This is a genomic window from Bradyrhizobium sp. 1(2017), assembly GCF_011602485.2.
Lineage (GTDB): Bacteria > Pseudomonadota > Alphaproteobacteria > Rhizobiales > Xanthobacteraceae > Bradyrhizobium.
Window position 1 is genome coordinate 1,810,512 of sequence record NZ_CP050022.2, and the last position, 18,052, is coordinate 1,828,563.

An 18,052-nucleotide genomic window follows, 5' to 3' on the forward strand; every position below is an offset into this window, starting at 1 on the left:
TTGCCATGACGACGCGCCTGCCTTTGCCGCCTTCGCTCTATGCCGACACCGCCGTCGCGCCGGTTGCCACGCCGCCGCTCGACGTCGACAAGATTGTCTCCGTCGCGATCGTCGGTGGCGGCTACACCGGCCTCTCGACCGCACTGCATCTGGCCGAGCAGGGCGTCGAAGCCCTGGTGCTGGAGGCGCAGGAGCCGGGCTGGGGCGCGTCGGGCAACAATGGCGGGCATACCAATCCCGGACTGAAGCACGACCCCGATCAGATCGAGGCCGATTTCGGCGCAGAGCTCGGCCGCCGCATGATCGATTTTTCCTACGGCACCACGAATTTCACCCACGAATTGATCCGCCGCTACCAGATTCCGTGCGAAGCGCGGCAGAACGGTACGCTGCGCGCGGCCTATCACGAGGCCAGCGCCGCCGCGATCGAGAGGACCGCGCAGCAATGCATCCGCCGCGGCATGCCGGTGTCCTATCTGAACCGCGAGCAGCTCCGCGAGATGACCGGCACCGACCGTTATATCGGTGCCATGCTGGATACCCGCGGCGGCGACCTGCATCCGCTCAGCTATGCCCGTGGCCTTGCGCGCGCTGCGATCTCGGCGGGCGCCAAGGTCTTTGGCGAGACGCCGGCATTGTCCTTGCGCCGCGACGGCTCGCGCTGGCGCATCGAGACGCCGCGCGTCGTGGTTCATGCGGACAAGGTCCTGCTCGCCACCAACGGTTTCACCGACGATCTCTGGCCAACGCTCCGCCGCACCATCGTGCCGGTGTTCTCATCGATTGCTGCCACCGCGCCGCTCTCCGATGCGGTCGCCCGTTCGATCATGCCGACGCGCTCCGTCCTGTACGAGAGCGGGCACATCACGGTCTATTACCGTATCGATCAGCAGAATCGCCTGTTGATGGGCGGCCGCGGTCCGATGCGCTGGATCAAGTCGCCGAACGACGTCGCCTATCTGATGCGATACGCGGAGAGGCTGTGGCCGCAGCTCAAGGGTGTGGCCTGGACCCACGGCTGGAATAGCCGGCTCGCCATCACCAAGGATCATTATCCGCACGTTCATGAGCCCGCGGAGAACATCCTGATCTCGCTCGGCTGCAACGGCCGCGGCGTGGCGCTCTCGACCGCGATGGGCGCGCAGCTCGCCCGCCGGCTGATCGGCGGCCCCAAGGCCGAGATCGACATGCCCGTCACCGGCATCAAGCCGATCCCGATGCACGCGTTCTGGCCGGTCGGGGTGACGACCGCGGTGATCGCGGGCCGCGTGCGCGACCGGCTCGGCATTTAGAAAAAAGGCGCCGCCCGGTTGGGAGCGACGCCTTGCACGACTTGCAGTTAAGTGCCTCAGCAGCGGCCTTGTTTCCACAGGCCGGGCGGGCACCCGTGACCACGCCAGCCGACCTTGCGGCCATGATGCCATCCGGGCGGAGTTCCATGGCGATGTGCATGGTATCCGCCATGATGGCCGTGGCCATGGCCGTGACCATGACCGCCTTTGGCCAATGCCACGCTGGGCATGGTCAAGCCGGCAGCAATGATCACTGTTGCGGCGAGCGCGAGCTTCTTCATCAGAAATCCTCTCTTGTTAGGCACGCATCTGTCCGTTCGACGAACCGACATCGATCGCCGTGTCGCGCGCAAATGCGGAGGAGTCGTGACGCTCAGTCTTCCGCCACCGCGTCAGCCCAGGGCTGGAAAATCTCGACCGCGCCGAAATTCGTGTCGCCCTCGCGCATCACCACGCTGGGGCAGGCGAATTTCTGCGGCAAGGCCTGCACCCGGCTCTCCTCATAATCGAAGCGCGCGGCCAGCGTCTTGCGTACGTCTGCTGGCAGCCGGGTGTCTCCGATCACGATCGCGCCTTCGCTGGCGTCGATGCGCGGCTGATGGATGGCGGCATCGAGATCCATGCCGAAATCCATTGCGAAGGATACGAGCTGCATCACGGAGGGCAGAATGCGGCGTCCGCCGGATGCGCCGACGGCAAGGCGCTTGCCGTCCTTGGTCTCGGCGATGACGGGCGTGTAGTTGCAAAGGCAGCGCTTGCCGGGCGCCAGCGAGTTGGTGGTGCCCGGGGTCGGGTCGAACCACATGATGCCGTTGTTCATGGTGATACCGGTGTGCGGTGTCACATATCTCGAGCCGAAGGACGAGAGCAACGTCTGCGTGACCGCCGCGATGTTGCCGTGACGATCGACCACCGAGAAATGCGTGGTGCAGGCGGGCGCCAGATATTCGGCGCCGAGCGAACGCTTGCCGTCGGCATCGCCCATGTCCTTGAGCCTTTCGCGGAAGGCCGCCTGCAAGGCGAGCGCATATTCGACATAGGTGCCGGCATCCGGCGCGCCTGCGGGCGTCAGGCTCTGCTGCAGCAGGCGCAGCGCATGCGCCATCGTCGGCCCCGCTGTGAGCTCCGGCGTCGCAAACACCTTGCCGCCGCGATAGGGGATCGCCAGCGGCGCGCGCAGATGGGCGCGGAATGCGGCGAGATCCTCGACCGACAACGAGCCGCCGTCGGCTTTGATGTCGGAGGCAATACTCCTGGCGAGATCGCCCTGGTAGAAATCGCGGGGGCCGGCGTCGGCCAGATGTGACAGCGTCGCCTTCAGGCCGTCCTGCGGCAGCCGCGTCTCGGCCTTGATGCCCCATGGCGCGCTCGGTGGCAGGCCATCCTTCAAATATGCGGCCGCACTCGCGGGATAGCGCCTCAGATCGGCGGCAGAGCCCGAGATCGTCACCGTGGTCCACCAATCGACCAGCAGGCCTTCGCCGGCGAGCGCGGCGGCCGGCGCGACCAGATCCTTCCACGGCATTTTGGTGTAGCGGCGATGCGCCTCTTCCATCCCTGCGACGACACCGGGCACGGCGATCGAACCGGGGCCGTGGACGTTGCGATCGTCCTTCACCCGCGGCCAGGGGAAGAGATCGGAGGCGGCGCCTTCCCCACTGAGCGGATAGTCGGCGGTGCGCAGGCTCTGCGGCGCGCACATGCCGTAGTCGATCACCTCGGTGCGATTTTCCTTCGCGCGGTAGAGTACCATCGCGCCGCCGCCGCCAATGCCGCTGTTCCAGGGCTCCAGCACGTTCAGCGCCATGGTGGTTGCGACGATCGCGTCCACGCAGTCGCCGCCCGCCGCCAGCACCTGCACGCCCAATTCGGCAGCTCGACGCGATTGCGAGGCGACGATGCCGCCCTTGGATGTGACGGCGGGTTTGCGGACGGTTTGGTTGAGGCTGAACTGGTGAGGCATGATGTCGTCTTGATGCTTGCCGATGGCGTCGCGGCGTTGAATTCGAGGCTCCGCAATTGGCGAAGCCCGCGGACAATGGCACATTGCGGCAAATGAGAACATCGAAAGGGAGACGCGACATGGCTGGTGTGAAACAGGCGCGGGATGGCGCAGTCGGGATCCTGACGCTCGACGAGCCGGCCAGCCTCAACGCGATGACGCCGGACCTGCTCGGCGCACTCGCTGTTGCCGTCGCCGAGATGACGCGGGACGAAGATATCCGCGCGCTGGTCCTCACCGGCGCCGGGCGCGGATTTTGCTCAGGACAGAATTTGAAGGCATCGGAAGCGCTCGGCGAGGACATCGCGGCCGGCGTGATGCGGTTTTACTGGCCGGCCTTCAAGGCCTTGCGCGAGTGCCGTGTGCCGGTGGTCGTCGCCGTCAACGGGGTGGCGGCCGGCGGCGGCTTCAGCCTGGCCATGGCCGGCGACATCATCGTTGCGGCGCGGTCGGCGAGCTTCATCCAGGTCTTCAGCCGCATCGCTCTGGTGCCCGATCTCGGCTCGACCTGGCTGCTGCCGCGCCTAATCGGCCGCCAGCGCGCGCTCGAATTGATGCTGCTGAACGAGCCGCTCACGGCCGAGCACGCCCATGAGATCGGTCTGGTGCGGCAGGTGGTCGACGATTCCAGGCTGATGGAGGAAGCCCTCGCTTTGGCGCGGCGCCTGGCCGATGGTCCGACGCGCGCCTTGGTCGCAACGCGCGCGCTCGTCGAGGAGAGCGAGCACGCGACCTACGAGGCGCAGTTCCGCCGCGAGATCGAGCTTCAGGCCACGATCCGCAAGAGCACCGACGCCATCGAGGGCCGCAATGCCTTCGTCGAGAAGCGCAAGGCGAAGTTTACTGGCAAGTAGGGGGACCGAGACGCAAATGCCCGGGACGAGCCCGGGCATGATGAGTCGGGAAGGGGTCGTCGAAAGCGACGGGGCCGCAGTCTCAGAGCGAGCGGTCCAGCCGGCTGGCCTGGTACTTGGCGCGCCATTTCGGGCCCGGTCCGCGCATATAGTGAAGCTCGGGACGGTACGGATCGCCGGCGACCCTCATCAGGGTCTGCCATTTGATGGCGACGAAGCCCAGGGGCTGGCGGAGCAGGGTCAGGGAAGCGAGCAACATCGCATCACCTCAATGAGGCTTGCCAAGCATGGCGGTGAAGGGGAGGTCAAAAATCTCCTCGCCGTCGTCGTCGCTGACATGGATCACCCAGTCGCGCCAATCCTCGTTGCTCGGCGTCAGGATCATCGACCGCATGATCTGGGCGGCGCGGTCGCGAGCCTCCGTGAGATTGGAGACGGCGGCGCCGTAGCGATCGATCAGGGTGCCCTCGGTATTGGAGCAGTGAAAGTAGACCTGGACCATATTCGCCTCCTGTAGGGAGCGGCTGGGATGGCAAACTGATACCACCCAGGGCATTCGCGAAACATTCGGGTCGAACCCGGTAAGGGAAACTACGGAGATTGGTCGGTGCCAACGCCGTTTCAGGTTTGATCACAGGCGGGTGAGCATCAACTGGACGGCGCTCCGGCGGCATGAAACAAGTTTACCGGGAATCCGGGGAAGCCACCGTGAACTACCTTACATTTCAGCGTGGAGGCAGACGCCTCCGCTTGCTTGCGGCTGTCGTCGCCGGGGCGCTGCTCGGCGTCGTACCGGGAGCGTCGTCCGAAGCGGCGAAGAAGAGCGGTTATGCGATCGGTACCGACACCTGCGGCAGCGGCGATCTCGCCTTTCCCAGGATTCAGCTCGACATGAAGGCGGGATTCTGCGCCGGCCTCGTCGCCAGCGAAGAGGACCGCCTCAGATTCCCGCGCGCGATCATCCAGCTGCCCGGCCGCGACCTGTTCGTGGTGGCGGACATGGGCGGCTGGGGCCATGCCGATGGACGGCTGCTGCTGCTCGATCCGCACGCGCCCCCGGGCCAGCGCTTCAAGGAGCTCTTGACCGGCGTCGAATATCCGTTCGGCCTGGTGGTCGGCCCCGACAAGAAGCTTTATGCCTCGACCGCAGAGACGATCTTCCGGTTCGACCCGCTCGCCGACAATCCGCGCGGCACGGTCGAGACCATCATCCGGCACATGCCCGGCCGGCGGATCGCTCTGCCCGACGGCACCAGAATCGACGACAGCGCGCATCCGCTCAAGCCGTTCGTCTTCGACCGGAACGGGCGGCTGTTCGTCAATATCGGCTCACATGACGACGACTGCGTCACGCCCGCACCGATCGCGAAGCCATGCGCGGCCGCCGAGGGCGCGTCTGCGATGGCATCGATCTGGCTGTTCACGCCGCCTGCAGGCGGCGTTTTCCCGGCGCTGACGCCTAAGGATCCCGACCCGCCGCACCGCGTCTATGCGCGCGGCTTGCGCAACTCGATGGCCTTGGCGCTGCATCCGAACTTTCCCGATGCCGGCTACGCCTTCCTGCAAGGGGAGAACGGCCGCGACCTGCCTGACATCTTCAAGCCGAACGAGGAGATCAACGCGATCGAGCCGGGCAGGCATTACGGCTGGCCGTATTGCACCGATGTGTCGACGCCGAGCCCGCAATTCAGGCGCGTGCTGCAAACCGGGGTCTACAAATCGCTCTGCACGGCCAATGCGCTCTACAAGCCGCCGCTCTCGCTGATGCCGCCGCACGGTGCGCCGCTCGCGATGCTCTATTATCGCGGCGGCAGATTTCCGGAGCTGGAGGGCAAGCTGCTGGTGGGCCTGCACGGCTATCGCCCGACCGGAAGCCGCATCCTGATCTATGACGTCGACGACCGCGGCTTCCCCAAGCCCAGCCCGGCGCCGGTGCACTACCACGTCAGTTGCGTGGCTGACCCGACCCGCAGCTTTCAGACCGACGCCGGCGAAGTCGCCGCCGCGCCGTTCGAGGAGCTGATCTCGGGCTGGCACCGCGTCAACGGCGTGCGGCCGCAAGGTGCTCCGGTCGGCATGACGGTGGCGGAGGACGGCGCGATCTGGCTGGTCGAGGACAAGAACAGGACCGTGATCCGCATCGACCGCGCCGCGGGCGATGCGGCGGCGCCGCTCCCTTGCGAGGCGCGCAGCCAGGCGATGATCGACCAGCTCGCCGCCTTCGTGGCGAGAGATGCGCAGAACACCGTCCGGCTGACGACGCTGCGCAAGAGCCTGGTCGAGAAGCATTGCGCCGGCTGCCACTCGGATTTCGGCCTCAAGCCCGGCCAATCGGAGACGGACAAGGACGGCGCTGCTCTCCGTTTCATGCTGTCGCAGGACGGCTGGATCTATCCCGGCGATCCCGACGCGGGCAGATTGCGCACGCGGCTGCGCGGTCTCGGCGCGGAGAAGCTGATGCCGCCGGGCGGCGAACACCTGCCGAAGACCGAGCCGGGTTACACGCGGCTGCTCGATACCGCTGACCTGCTGGTTGCGAAGATGGTGCCGGGCACGCGAATGCGCATCAAGTCCGGGCCGCCGCAGCGCAAGTTCTTTGGCAGGACCAATAAGGAATGCGGCGAAATACCGGCCGCCAAGGTCGTGGTCGTGACACAAAGGAGCGCTGTAGACAAACCCGGCTTCAGCCGATTCTTCCGGCCGGCCGATTCCTATCTGAACGGCGAGTGCACCGACGACGATGGCTATTACATCCGGCAGGAATTTCTGGTGCCTGTGCAGTAGCATCCTGCTCGTCGCGACGCCGCCGGCCGCTGCCGAGACCAAGCTGTTCGAAAGCGTGCAGGTGACGCCGGCGGGCGAGTATACCTTCGGCATCGAAGGGCCTGCCGCCGATCTCGACGGCAACCTCTTCGTGGTCAATTTCGGCAAGCCCGGCACCATCGGCCGGCTGCCGGCCGGCGGCACGGCGTCGGAGTTGTTCACGGTGCTGCCCGAAGGCAGCGTCGGCAACGCCATCCGTTTCGATCGCATCGGCACCATGTTCATTGCCGACTACAAGAAGCACAACATCTTCGCGATCCCGAAGGGTACGGCAGTGCCGGCCGTCTGGTTTCATTCCGACGAGATGAACCAGCCCAACGACATCACGATCGCGCGCGACGGCACGATCTATGCGAGCGATCCGAATTGGAAAGGCCGGGAAGGCTATATCTGGCGCATTGCGAAGGGCATCGACGGCAGAGTGCAGGGGCAGGTCATGTCGGCGCCGCGCGCGATGGGCACCACCAATGGCATCGATCTCAGCCCGGACGGCAAGACTCTCTATGTCGGCGAATCCAGCAGCGGCCAGATCTGGTCCTATGGCATCCGGGGCAACGATCTCGTCGACGCAAAGCTCGTCAAGTCGTTCCAGCCCGACAGCATCGACGGCCTGCGCACCGACGTCACCGGCCGTCTCTATGTGGCGCGCATTCTCAAGGGGGCGATCGCGCTGCTGAAGCCCAACGGCGTGGTCGAGCGCGAGATCGCGCTCCGGGCCAAGGAGCCGACCAATCTCGCCTTCGGCGGTGGTGACGGCAAATCCGTCTTCGTCACCCAGCGTCAGGGCGGCTTCATCGAATCCTTCCGCACCGACCAGCCCGGCCGCGAGCACTGTCTCCAGCGCGGCCGCTGCTGAGCATGATCTGGAAAAGTGTGCAGCGGTTTTCCGGAAAGATCATGCTCAAGTGAAAAGAACGTTCGGACGATCTGCTTCCGGCGCAGAGCCGCGCGACAGGTGCGGCATTCTTCTTGCTTGCATCTGGGCGCTGCGGGGACCAAGACTTTCGTGGCACGTCAAGAGAACCGCGACCACGGAGTATTTGAGTGAAAGCCGTCCATACCGAGCTGCACCGCAGCCATGATCCGCAATTCTTCCTGGTTCGCGGCGTCGTCAAGCGCACCACCGAGCAGCCCGAGCGTGCCGATCGCCTGCTCAAGGGACTGAAGGACGGCAAGCATCAACTGGTCGAGCCGACGATGTTCGGGCAGGGGCCTCGCGCGCGAATTCACAGCCCGGAATATCTGTCCTTCCTGAGTGAAGCCTGGGACGCCTGGACGGCGCTTGGCGATTCCGGCCCGGAGATGATCGGCAACATCCATCCGGTGCGCCACGCTGCGACCTATCCCACCCACATCGTCGGCAAGCTTGGCTGGCACACCGCCGATACCGCAGCGCCCATCGGCCCCGGCACCTGGGCCGCCGCTTGCGCCGCGACCGACGTCGCGGTCACGGCGGCGCAGATGGTGATGGACGGCGAGGACGCGACCTATGCCCTTTGCCGTCCGCCCGGCCATCACGCCTATCGCGACATGGCCGGCGGCTTCTGCTTCCTCAACAACAGCGCGATCGCGGCGGCGCATCTACGGCAGAAGCACGAGCGCGTCGTCATCCTCGATGTCGACGTCCATCACGGCAACGGCACGCAGGGAATCTTCTATGCGCGGCCGGACGTCTACACGATCTCGATCCATGCCGATCCAGTCGCCTATTATCCATATGTGTGGGGTTATGCCCATGAGCGCGGCGAGGGGCCCGGCCTCGGCGCCAATCTCAACATCCCGCTGGCCATTGGCACCGGCGATGACGCCTACATGCAGGCGCTGGACGTCGCGCGCAGGGCGATCGAATCCTTTGCGCCGGGCGCGCTCGTCATCGCGCTCGGCCTGGATGCCTCCGAGCACGATCCGCTGAAGGGATTGGCGGTCACCACGCCGGGCTTCCGCCGCATCGGCCGAGCCATCGCGAAGATGGGCCTGCCGACCGTGTTCGTGCAGGAGGGCGGTTATCTCTCGGATATCCTCGGCGCAAACCTGACCTCGGTGCTGGCAGGGTTCGAAGAGGCGCGGTGAAGTCTCTTTCGCCTCCGCCCGCGCAGGTCGTCATGCCCGGGCTTGTCGCCGGCATCCACGATCTTTGTTCGGCGCGGCGACGCGCGGATGGCCGGGACAAGCCCGGCCATGACGATTGCGGAGAATTCGGAAAGTAAGGCGAGAGCTCAAAACATCCCGCTCGCCGCGAGCGCCTTTCGGACGTGCTGCATCTCGGTCTCGTCGGCGACCATGTCGAGCATGATCGTGGTCAGGCCCCTCGCCGCAAATTCCCTCAGCTTCGTGCCGATCTCGGTGTAGCTGCCGACCAGATACGGACAGTCGGCCTGGAAGGTCAGGAACGGCAGGAGCCAGTAGCCATTGTCGGCAAGCTCGGCGTTCTGGCCGGCATAGAGGTGGCGCTTCCATACGGAGTCGGTATTTTCCACGGTGAGCGCGAGCAGCTCGCGATCATCGACGTTGTCGCGAAAACGGGCCCTGGCCGCCTGCCGCGCCTCCTCGCGTCCCTCGCGGGCGAAAATCCCAAAGTTCATGCCTGCTACGTCGCGCCCGCGATCGAGATCGGATGGCAGCATCTGCATCTTGATGCAGCCGGTCTCTCGTGCCACGCGCTGCGCCGCTTCCGACTGGCCCGCGATCAGGAATTCTGGCATCAGCTCCGGCGGCAGGCGCGGTCGCAATTGCAGATGTCTGGCGCGATAGAAATGCCCCTGGAAATTCAACGGTCGCGGGCTCGAGAGCAGCTCACGCATCAGCGTGACGAATTCCGCGAGCCGGACGTAGCGGTCGGCGTGCGATGAGTCATCGCCCAGTCCCTGCAAGTCGCTGACCGCGGTCCCCGTGATCATGTTGAGATAGACCTTGCGGCCGTAGAGCTGCGCGAAGGACGAGACGAATTTGGCCGCCGTGAACGGATGCATGTAGACCGGATTGACGGCGATCAGCGGTGAAGATCGCGCCGTCTCCGCGATGATGTGCTGGGCCATCGCCCAGGGCGTGACGAACACGTCGTTGCCTTCGAACAGCAGGATGCCTTCGAAGCGGTTCTGGTCGGCGAACCGCGCCACCCGCATCAGCTCACCGACATATGTCCTGGGGTCACGGTTGCGAGAGATCGCCGGAAAGACCCGCAGCCGCGGAGCCGTCATTCAGCCGCTTCCCGGAGCGGCCAGGCATTGCGGCTGATGGGAAGGCCGCCGGCCGCACGGGAGCCGTCGGCGATCGCGAGCCGGTGCGAAGGGGAGGGCGAGCATAGCGAGAAGCGCCAGCCATGCGGATCGTCGGCAATGTCGGGCTTGAAGCTGATCTCGATGGCCTCGCGTGACACCTGCATGGCGAAGGCGTCGAGCGGCAGATTGAGCCCAAAGCCCCTGGCCTTCAGATAGGCCTCCTTCAGCGTCCAATAGTCGAAGAAGCGCTCGATCGCGGCGGGCTCAGGCAGCCCGCGCAAGGTTTCGATTTCCTCCGGCGCAAAGAAGCGGAGCGCGGTGGACAGCGGCGCGACGCGCCGGGACACGGTTTCGACGTCGACGCCGACGGCCTCATGCCGTGATACGACGCAGGCGACGCATCCGTCGGCATGCGACAGGCTGAAATGCAGCGCGGTCGAGGTCCTGGGCGCTGCGACAAACGGCCGCCCGTAACGGCCGGCCGCAAAGGACCAGTCGGAGGGAGGAACGTTGGACGCGACCTGCGACAGCGCCATGCGCAGCATGGCATGCGCGAAAATGTACTGTCGTCGATGCCGCTCGAACATGAAGCGGTCAGCCCGGATCCGTTCGTCGACCGAGAGCAGCCGTCGGCACGCATCGAGCGCGCCCGGCGCGTCGATCGTTTCGATCAGTCCGACGAAGAGTTCAATCCTATCGTCTGCCATCAAATGGGCCTTTGGCGTCGGACGAGGCCATATCCCCGATCCCGACGGAAGAATCACCTGAGCAAGAAGCAACCCGTGCAGACCGCTGCTAGCGGTACACCCGGGCAAATTCTTGTCGATTTGCAGGCCGGTTTACAGGCGCAAGCTTGTGCGAGACCCCAATGCGACGCACAAGCGGCCCGGCTCCGAACGTTGAAGTCTGAGATTCGTGCGGCGTCCCGCCGACGAACCTTACTTCTTCTTCGCCTTCTTCTTGGCTTTCTTCGCTCCGCCCAGCAACGAAAGGCTGGCGTCGACGTCCTTCAGTGCGGACTGGAGCTTCTTCTTCTCGGCGGTGAGCAGCTTCTGGAGGGCCCTGCGATCCTTGTCACTCAATGTGGTGCCCTTGGCAAATTTGATGATACCCATAACACTCCCCCGGTTGAAAATAATCGTCCAGATCAAAACGCGGGAATAATGTTGCGCGCTAGCGCCCAAATAATCAAGATGCAACTTGCTCATTCACAGCTTTGACGAGTGAATCCGTACTGGTCCCGTCCTGCGCGACCGATCATGCCGCCCTGCGAGCGAGCAACCGGCCGAGCGGCATGTCGGGCCGGGCGATGGCGGCCGCCAATAGTATGACCAGATCCTTCATCCACGTCCGGACCATATGGTCGTCCAGCAATTCGCGCTTGTAATTGCACGAGCCGGTGATTCCGGCCGGGCGCTCCTTCAGCATCAGCGACAGCCAGGTCTGGTCGATCGGCAGCACCGGCTGGCCCTCGCGCGCGATGTTGCCGATGGACTCCGTCGCGAGATCAGGCAGAGCCAGCGGCTGGCGCAGCGGATTTTGCAGGGTGAAATAGACCTGGAGCAGCGAGGCGGGGTCTATCCCCTCCCGCTCCAGATGGTCGGCCAAAATGCTGAACGGCAGCTCCTGCCGCACATGCGCGTCCAGCACGCTCCGGCGTACCCGCGCCAGGGCTTGGCCGAACGACAGCTCGGGCGTAATTTCGCTGCGGACGATCACCGTGTTCTCGAACGGGCCGACGATGCGGTCGGTGTCCGGCTGGGCGCGATTGGCCATCGCGGTGGTGACCACGATATCGGTGCGGCCCGTTCGTGCCAGCAGCAGCGCCTTCAGGCCGGCGAGGAGGCACATGAACAGGGTAGCGTTATGCTGGCCGGCGAAGGCCGTGATCCGGTTGACCAACTCGGGCTCGAGGCTCACTGGGTGATGCCCGGTGGATGCCCCCGGGCTTGACGCGCCGTCGAAGACGGGGCCGGCACCACGCAAATCCTCAGTCCAGTCGGCGGCCTGGCGACGGGCCGCGCCGGTGCCGCACCACCAGCGCTGCCAGCGCGCGACGTCGGAAAAGGCCGGCGGCGGTTTCGGCAGCGGTACCGACGGATATCCGGCCAGCGCCGCATAGCGCGTGGACAATTCCTCGAACAGCACGCCGATCGACCAGCCATCGACGATGGCGTGATGCAGCGTCAGCAGCAGCACATGATCGTCGTCGTGGAGCCGCAACAACCGGGCGCGCAACAGCGGCGCGCGCGTGGCGTCGATCGGAGCAAAGGTCTCCTGCTCGATCAGGAGGTTGATTTTCCTGAGCTCGAGCGCCCTGCGCCGCTTGTTGTTATGGGGATGACCGTCGCCGATGGTCTCGACCGTCAGGGCAGGACCGATGATGCCGGGCGCGACGACATGGCTGGTGGGCTCCTCGCCGTTCCAGTTGAAGCTGGTTCGCAGCGATTCGTGCCGGCCGACGATATCGTCGATGGCCTGCGCCAGGGCGGCCCGATCGAGCGGGCCCTTGAGGCTGAAGGCGAAGGGCAGGTTGAACAGCGGCAGCCCCGGCAGGTTCTGTTCGATCCGCAGCATCTGATCCTGCGCGATCGAGGGCGCCGGAGGACCGCCTTCGGTCGGCCTCGTTTCAGCCCGCGTTGTTTCGATCGACCTTGCCCCGCGCGCGGCACGCTTGCGCGGCTTCGCGGCCACGGCCGCATCGACCTGCCGGCCAAGCTCTTTGATTGTCGGGGCCTCAAAGATGGTCTTGATCGGCAGCGAAACCCCGAGCGCACGAGCGATGCGCGCCATCGTCTGGCCCGCGAGCAGCGAATGGCCGCCGAGATCGAAGAAATTGTCGGTGACGCCGATGCTCTCGACCTTCAGCAAGTCGATCCAGATGTCGGAGAGCACCTTTTCCGTGAAGCCCCGCGCCGGCAGGGCTACATCCGGCCCAGACACCTCCTGCTGCGCCGGCGCCGGAAGCGCGGACCGGTCGAGCTTGCCATGGGCGTTGAGCGGCACCTGATCCAGGAACAGGAAGGCGGACGGGACCGCGTGGCCCGGCAGACGGCTCTTCAGGAATTCGCGCAGCTCGCTGGCGTTGCTCGTGTTGCCGGGCCTTGCGACGATATGGGCGACCAGCCTGACATCGCCGCTTGCCTCGCGACGCGCCTCGACGATGCCGGCATGCACATTGGGATGCCCGGCGAGCACGTTCTCGATCTCCTTGAGCTCGATACGGTAGCCGCGGATCTTGACCTGATGGTCGGCGCGGCCGAGGCATTCGATTGTGCCGTCAGCGCGGCGGCGGGCGAGGTCGCCGGTCCGGTAGAGCCGGCTGCCTGTCCGGTGCGAGAACGGATCGGGCAGGAAGCGTTGCCGGCTCTGTGCGGGATCGTTGATATAGCCGCGGCCGACGCCGGCGCCGCCGATGCAGAGCTCGCCGGTCACGCCGAGCGGCAACGGCTGGAGGTTTGCATCGAGCACGTGGAGCTGGGTGTTCGGCAGCGGCGCGCCCACCGCAACGTTGCCGGTCGCGGCCGCCGGCGCCTTGGTCAGGCGATGCAGGGAGACGTCGTCGGAACATTCCGACGCGCCATAGGCGTTGATCAGCGGCACTTTCGGGCAGCGGGCGAACCAGGCGTTGCAGAGATCGACGGGCAGCGGCTCTCCGGTCGAGATCAGCAGTCGCAATCTGGCGAAGGCGCGCCGGACCCGTGCCTCGTTCATTCGTTCGACGACGACGCGCAAGAGCGAGGGAACGATCTCGAGCACCGTGATGCCTTCGTGTTCGATCTCCTGTGCCAGCAGGATGGGGTCCTGCACCGTCGCGTTGCCGCAGATATGCACGCGCGCGCCGGCCATGGGCGCGGCGAGGAACTGCCAGACCGAGATGACGAAGCTCTGCGGCGCGGTCTGCGCGATCACGTCCCTGGCCGAGAGCCCGAGCTCGGAGATGAGCGAGGCCAGATGGTTCGACAGGCCGCGCTGCTCGATCATGACGCCCTTCGGCGCGCCGGAGGAGCCGGACGTGTAGACGAGATAAGCGAGGCTCGATGCGGCACGCGGTGCGGCGCGGACCGGCTTGGCCGCCGCTGGCGCGACCACGTCTTCGAGTTCGGCCACATGAATGCGCTCGACCAGCGAGTCGAGCAGCGTCTCGGCCGTGGCGGACTGGGCTCGTCCGGTCAGCAGCACGCGGGCGCAGCTCGATCCGAGGATGGTTGCAAGGCGGGCCGGCGGCTGGTCGGGATCGAGATTGAGGAAGGCCGCGCCGACGCGCTGCACCGCGATCATCGCCGCGAGCAGGTCCGGTCCGCGCTCCGCCAGCAGCGCGACCACGCTCTCGGCGCCAACGCCCTTGCGCGTCAGCCAGCGCGCGGCCGCCTGACTGCGCTGCGCCAGATCGCGATAGCTCAGGGACGCGCGGCCGTCCGACACTGCAACGGCGTTCGGCCTACGCTTGGCTTGACGATCGAAGCGCTCGCTCGGATTGCCGCGCTTGGCGAAATCGACCGGCGCGCCCCGGCCTTGCGCCAGCAATTGGCGGCGTTCGGCCGCTGTCAGGAGCGGCAGGCGCGAGATGCGCTGCTCCGGATTGGCGATGACGGCCTTGAGCAGAGTCTTGAATTGGATCGCCATGCGTTCGATCGTCGCCGCGTCGAACAGATCGGTGGCGTATTCGAAGAATCCGGTGAAGCGGCCATCGGCCTCGACCAGCTCGAGCGTGATGTCGAAGCGCGCCACCTTGGGATCGATTTCCAGCCGCCGTGTCGACAGGCCCCGGAAGCGGGCCGCCTCGATCGAGGCGTTCTGGAGGATGAACATGATCCGGAACAATGGATTGCCGTCGCTCCGGCGCGCGATCTGGAGCGCGCGCAGCACCTCCTCGATCGGCAGATCCTGGTGGCGGTAGGCGTCGAGCGTGACCTGCCGCACCCGCCGCAGAATCTCGCCGAAGCTCGGATCACCGCTGAAATCGTTGCGCAGGATCAGGGGGTTGGCGAACAGCCCGATCAGGCGTTCGCTTTCGATCTGGTTGCGGTTGGCGATCAGCGATCCCGTGGCGACATCGTCATGCGAGGTGAGGCGGAACAGCAGGCATTGGAAGGCCGCGAGCAGCGTCATGAAGGGCGTGACGCCCTGGTTCTGGCTCAGCGCGCGCAGGTCGGCCGACAGGGTCTTGGAGAATTCGAGATAGTGACGGGCGCCGTGGCCGCTCCAGACCTCCGGCCTCGGCCGGTCGGTTCGCAGCGGCAGCGTGGTGACGCCATCGAGCTGAGTCCGCCAATAGTCGAGTTGCCCCTTGGCCGCCGGTGTCAGCGCCCAGCTCTGCTGCCAGAGCGCAAAGTCGCGATATTGGAAGGTGGGCGGGAGCAGCACGGCGGCGCTCTGCTGGTGCGCGGCCGCATAATGGGCGGCAAGCTCCTCCCAGAACAGCCGCTGCGACCAGCCGTCGGTGGCGAGGTGATGGACGTTGACCACAAGCGCGTGGCTCGTTCTGTCGAACGACAGCAGCGTGACCTTCAGCGGCGGCTCGCGGGCGAGGTCGAACGGATATTGCGCGAGCTTGAGCGCCGCGCGCCTGACGATTGCGGCCCGCTTGTCGGCCGGGCAGGGTTTTAGCTTGATCCGCTCAAACCGCTGCGGCGATTGCAGCACGAGCTGCGCCGGCTCGCCCTGCGGCTCGATGAAGATTGACCGCAGCACCTCGTGGCGCGCGCAAATCGCCGTGAGGCTCGCAGAAAGCGCGGCGACATCGAGCGGGCCTTTGAGAACGGCGGCTTCGACGACATTATAGTTGTAGCGCGTCGGATCGAGCCGCGAGAGCACATACATCCGCTGCTGCTGGAACGATAGCGGTGCATCTGCCGCCGCCTGGCGCCAGGCCGGTAGTCCCGTCTCGCGGCGGCTTGCAGCGGTCCCGAGCCGTGCGGCGAGCGCGGCCACGGTGGGGCAATCGAAAATGTCCTCGAACGAGAGGTCGACGCTGAAGCGTCCGCGCAGGCGCGAGCGCATTTGCGTCACCGCGAGCGAATCCGCACCGAGCGCGAAGACGTCCTGATCGGTGCCGACCTGCGGCAGCTCCAACAGGCCGGCCCAGATCGCGGCGAGCCGGGTCTCCAGCGCGTTGCGTGGCACCTGCGCCTCGTCGCCGCCCTCCGAGGGCGCGATCAGGCCGGCCAGCGCGTTGCGCTTGACCTTGCCGCTGGCACCTTTCGGCAACGCCGCCACGCTGCGGATCAGGCTCGGCACCTTGTAGGCTGCAAGTCGCTTTCGCGCGAACTGGCGCAACTGGTCCGAGCTCGCCTCGGAATTGGGCCGCAGCACCACGACGGCAGCAACGTTCTCGCCGAGCTTTTCGTGCGGGACGGCGAACACGCCGGCCTCCAGCACGGCCGGATGGCCGAGCAGGACCTCTTCCACTTCCAGCGGCGAGATCTTCTGCCCACCGCGGTTGATGACGTCCTTGATGCGGCCGACGATGAAGAGATAGCCGTCCTCGTCGAGATAGCCGAGATCGCCGGTTCGGAACCAGCCATTGCGGAACGCGGCTTTGGTTGCCGCCGCGTCATTGTAGTAGCCGCGGCTCATGTTGGGACCGCGCAGTATGATCTCGCCATGCGCGCTGCTCGCAAGCGGGCGGCCCGCCTCGTCCATGATCGCGATCTCCGGTCCTGCGGCGCGGCCGACCGATCCGATCTTGCGCAGCTCGAACGGGTTGGCCGCGATCTGCGAGGCCGCCTCCGTCATGCCGTAGGTCTCGAGCACGGGAACGCCGAAATTTGCTTCCAATCCCTCGAGGATCGCGGGCGCCAGCGAAGCCGAGGCCGAACGGATCACGCGCAAGGACGACGACCGCGCGCGGTCCGGCTCGGCTTCGGCCGCAGTCAGCAGCGCACGATGAATGGTCGGCACCGCCGTGTACCAGGTCGGCTGCAACTCTCGCATCCAGCCGAAGAAGGACGATGGATCGAAACCCTCGGTGCAGATCACGCTGGAGCCTGCGGCCAGCGCCGTCAGCAGGCCGGAGATCAGGCCATGGGCGTGAAACAGCGGCAGCACGTTGAGCAGGCGATCATGCGACGTGAGCGACAGCACGCGGCCGGCATTGTGGGCGGACAGGCACACATTGCGATGCGTGAGCGGCACCATCTTCGGCCGCGCCGCCGTGCCCGACGTCAGCAGGATGAACGCATCGTCCTCGCCGCGCGCGGCGCCGCCGGCATTCGCCGGCCCGACCGTCGGGCCGTTGAACGCGCAACCGCCGAGATCGCTGGCCGGTCCCGGCACGAAATCGATCACCGCGATGTCGAGTGCCCTGGCGACGTCGCGGCTAGCCGAGTTCATGTCGGCCCGGGTCACGAGCGCCGTCAGCTTCAGTTCGCTGAAATAGCGCTGCAGCTCGTCCGCGGTCAGGTCGGGATTGACGGGGACGCAGGCACTGCTCGATGCGACCGCGATCAATGCCAGCGCACTGTCGGCGCCGCGCGGCAGCGCAACGGCGATGCGGTCGGCGGGGCCGATGCCGAGGCCACGCAGGGTGCGGACCAGTTGCCGGATCAATTCAGCCAGTGCGCCGTAGCTGAGGGCAGGCCGACCCGGGGCCAGGAGAGCGGGTGCAGCCGGCGTCTTCCGCGCATGGAGGTCGAGCAGGCCGCCAATATGGGCCAAGGACTTGGTTTCGGAGCCCAAAGCTTCCGATCCCACTCCCGCTCCGGATGCAATGTCCGACAACGCCATTCCCTTTTGATCTGATTGGGCTATTCTTCCCAAGACTTAGGGAACGCGTCCAGTCCGAGGTGAAGTTCGGCCCCCAAAATCTGTGGTTGAGGGGGCCTAAAGCCCTTCGACGGAATGATGGTCGGGCAGAAATCA

13 protein-coding genes are annotated in these 18,052 nt (G+C 65.9%); 5 read left to right on the top strand and 8 right to left on the bottom strand.

What is annotated here, in order from left to right:
• The first annotated feature begins 5 nt into the window (after positions 1–5).
• Entirely contained in the window at positions 6–1,292 is a 1,287-nt protein-coding gene (locus HAP40_RS08725) for an NAD(P)/FAD-dependent oxidoreductase (RefSeq protein WP_166818193.1), read from the top strand.
• Positions 1,293–1,348: 56 nt separating this feature from the next.
• Here HAP40_RS08725 and HAP40_RS08730 read toward each other — a convergent pair whose 3' ends face one another.
• Entirely contained in the window at positions 1,349–1,573 is a 225-nt protein-coding gene (locus HAP40_RS08730) for a hypothetical protein (protein WP_166818192.1), read from the bottom strand.
• 92 nt (positions 1,574–1,665) lie between these two features.
• Positions 1,666–3,255 carry a gamma-glutamyltransferase family protein gene (locus HAP40_RS08735; RefSeq protein WP_166818191.1) on the bottom strand — a complete coding sequence of 530 codons (1,590 nt, stop codon included), beginning with the start codon at positions 3,253–3,255 and terminating at the stop codon, positions 1,666–1,668.
• A gap of 119 nt (positions 3,256–3,374) precedes the next feature.
• Between HAP40_RS08735 and HAP40_RS08740 the strand changes: the two genes are divergently transcribed.
• Positions 3,375–4,148: an enoyl-CoA hydratase-related protein gene (locus HAP40_RS08740; protein ID WP_166818190.1), complete on the top strand. Its 774-nt coding sequence runs from the start codon at positions 3,375–3,377 to the stop codon at positions 4,146–4,148.
• An 82-nt stretch (positions 4,149–4,230) separates the two neighbouring features.
• On the opposite strand, the gene HAP40_RS08745 is transcribed toward HAP40_RS08740, so the two are convergent.
• Positions 4,231–4,407, bottom strand: a complete 177-nt coding sequence (locus HAP40_RS08745) for a hypothetical protein (protein WP_166818189.1) — start codon at positions 4,405–4,407, stop codon at positions 4,231–4,233.
• Between the two features lie 9 nt (positions 4,408–4,416).
• Positions 4,417–4,650, bottom strand: a complete 234-nt coding sequence (locus HAP40_RS08750; protein WP_091884042.1) for a DUF6894 family protein — start codon at positions 4,648–4,650, stop codon at positions 4,417–4,419.
• Positions 4,651–4,856: 206 nt separating this feature from the next.
• Between HAP40_RS08750 and HAP40_RS08755 the strand changes: the two genes are divergently transcribed.
• From HAP40_RS08755 to HAP40_RS08765, 3 genes are all read left to right on the top strand, one after another.
• On the top strand, positions 4,857–6,932 hold the full coding sequence (locus HAP40_RS08755) for a PQQ-dependent sugar dehydrogenase (protein WP_166818188.1): 2,076 nt from the start codon (positions 4,857–4,859) through the stop codon (positions 6,930–6,932).
• Complete coding sequence (locus HAP40_RS08760; RefSeq protein WP_166818187.1) at positions 6,889–7,827, top strand: SMP-30/gluconolactonase/LRE family protein; 939 nt, start codon at positions 6,889–6,891, stop codon at positions 7,825–7,827. The genes HAP40_RS08755 and HAP40_RS08760 overlap by 44 nt, the downstream gene beginning before the upstream one ends.
• A gap of 188 nt (positions 7,828–8,015) precedes the next feature.
• Positions 8,016–9,041 carry a histone deacetylase family protein gene (locus HAP40_RS08765; RefSeq protein WP_166818186.1) on the top strand — a complete coding sequence of 342 codons (1,026 nt, stop codon included), beginning with the start codon at positions 8,016–8,018 and terminating at the stop codon, positions 9,039–9,041.
• Positions 9,042–9,187: 146 nt separating this feature from the next.
• Here the strand turns inward: HAP40_RS08765 and HAP40_RS08770 are convergent, their stop codons facing one another.
• From HAP40_RS08770 to HAP40_RS08785, 4 genes are all read right to left on the bottom strand, one after another.
• On the bottom strand, positions 9,188–10,168 hold the full coding sequence (locus HAP40_RS08770) for an LLM class flavin-dependent oxidoreductase (protein ID WP_166818185.1): 981 nt from the start codon (positions 10,166–10,168) through the stop codon (positions 9,188–9,190).
• The gene (locus HAP40_RS08775; RefSeq protein WP_166818184.1) at positions 10,165–10,896 is read right to left on the bottom strand and encodes a 4'-phosphopantetheinyl transferase family protein; all 732 of its coding nucleotides are present in this window, start codon (positions 10,894–10,896) and stop codon (positions 10,165–10,167) included. Before HAP40_RS08775 ends, HAP40_RS08770 begins: the two co-directional genes overlap by 4 nt.
• Positions 10,897–11,127: 231 nt before the next feature.
• A complete protein-coding gene (locus HAP40_RS08780; protein WP_166818183.1) occupies positions 11,128–11,304 on the bottom strand; it encodes a hypothetical protein in 177 nt (58 codons plus the stop codon).
• A 142-nt stretch (positions 11,305–11,446) separates the two neighbouring features.
• Entirely contained in the window at positions 11,447–17,917 is a 6,471-nt protein-coding gene (locus tag HAP40_RS08785; protein ID WP_166818182.1) for a non-ribosomal peptide synthetase, read from the bottom strand.
• Positions 17,918–18,052 lie beyond the last annotated feature (135 nt).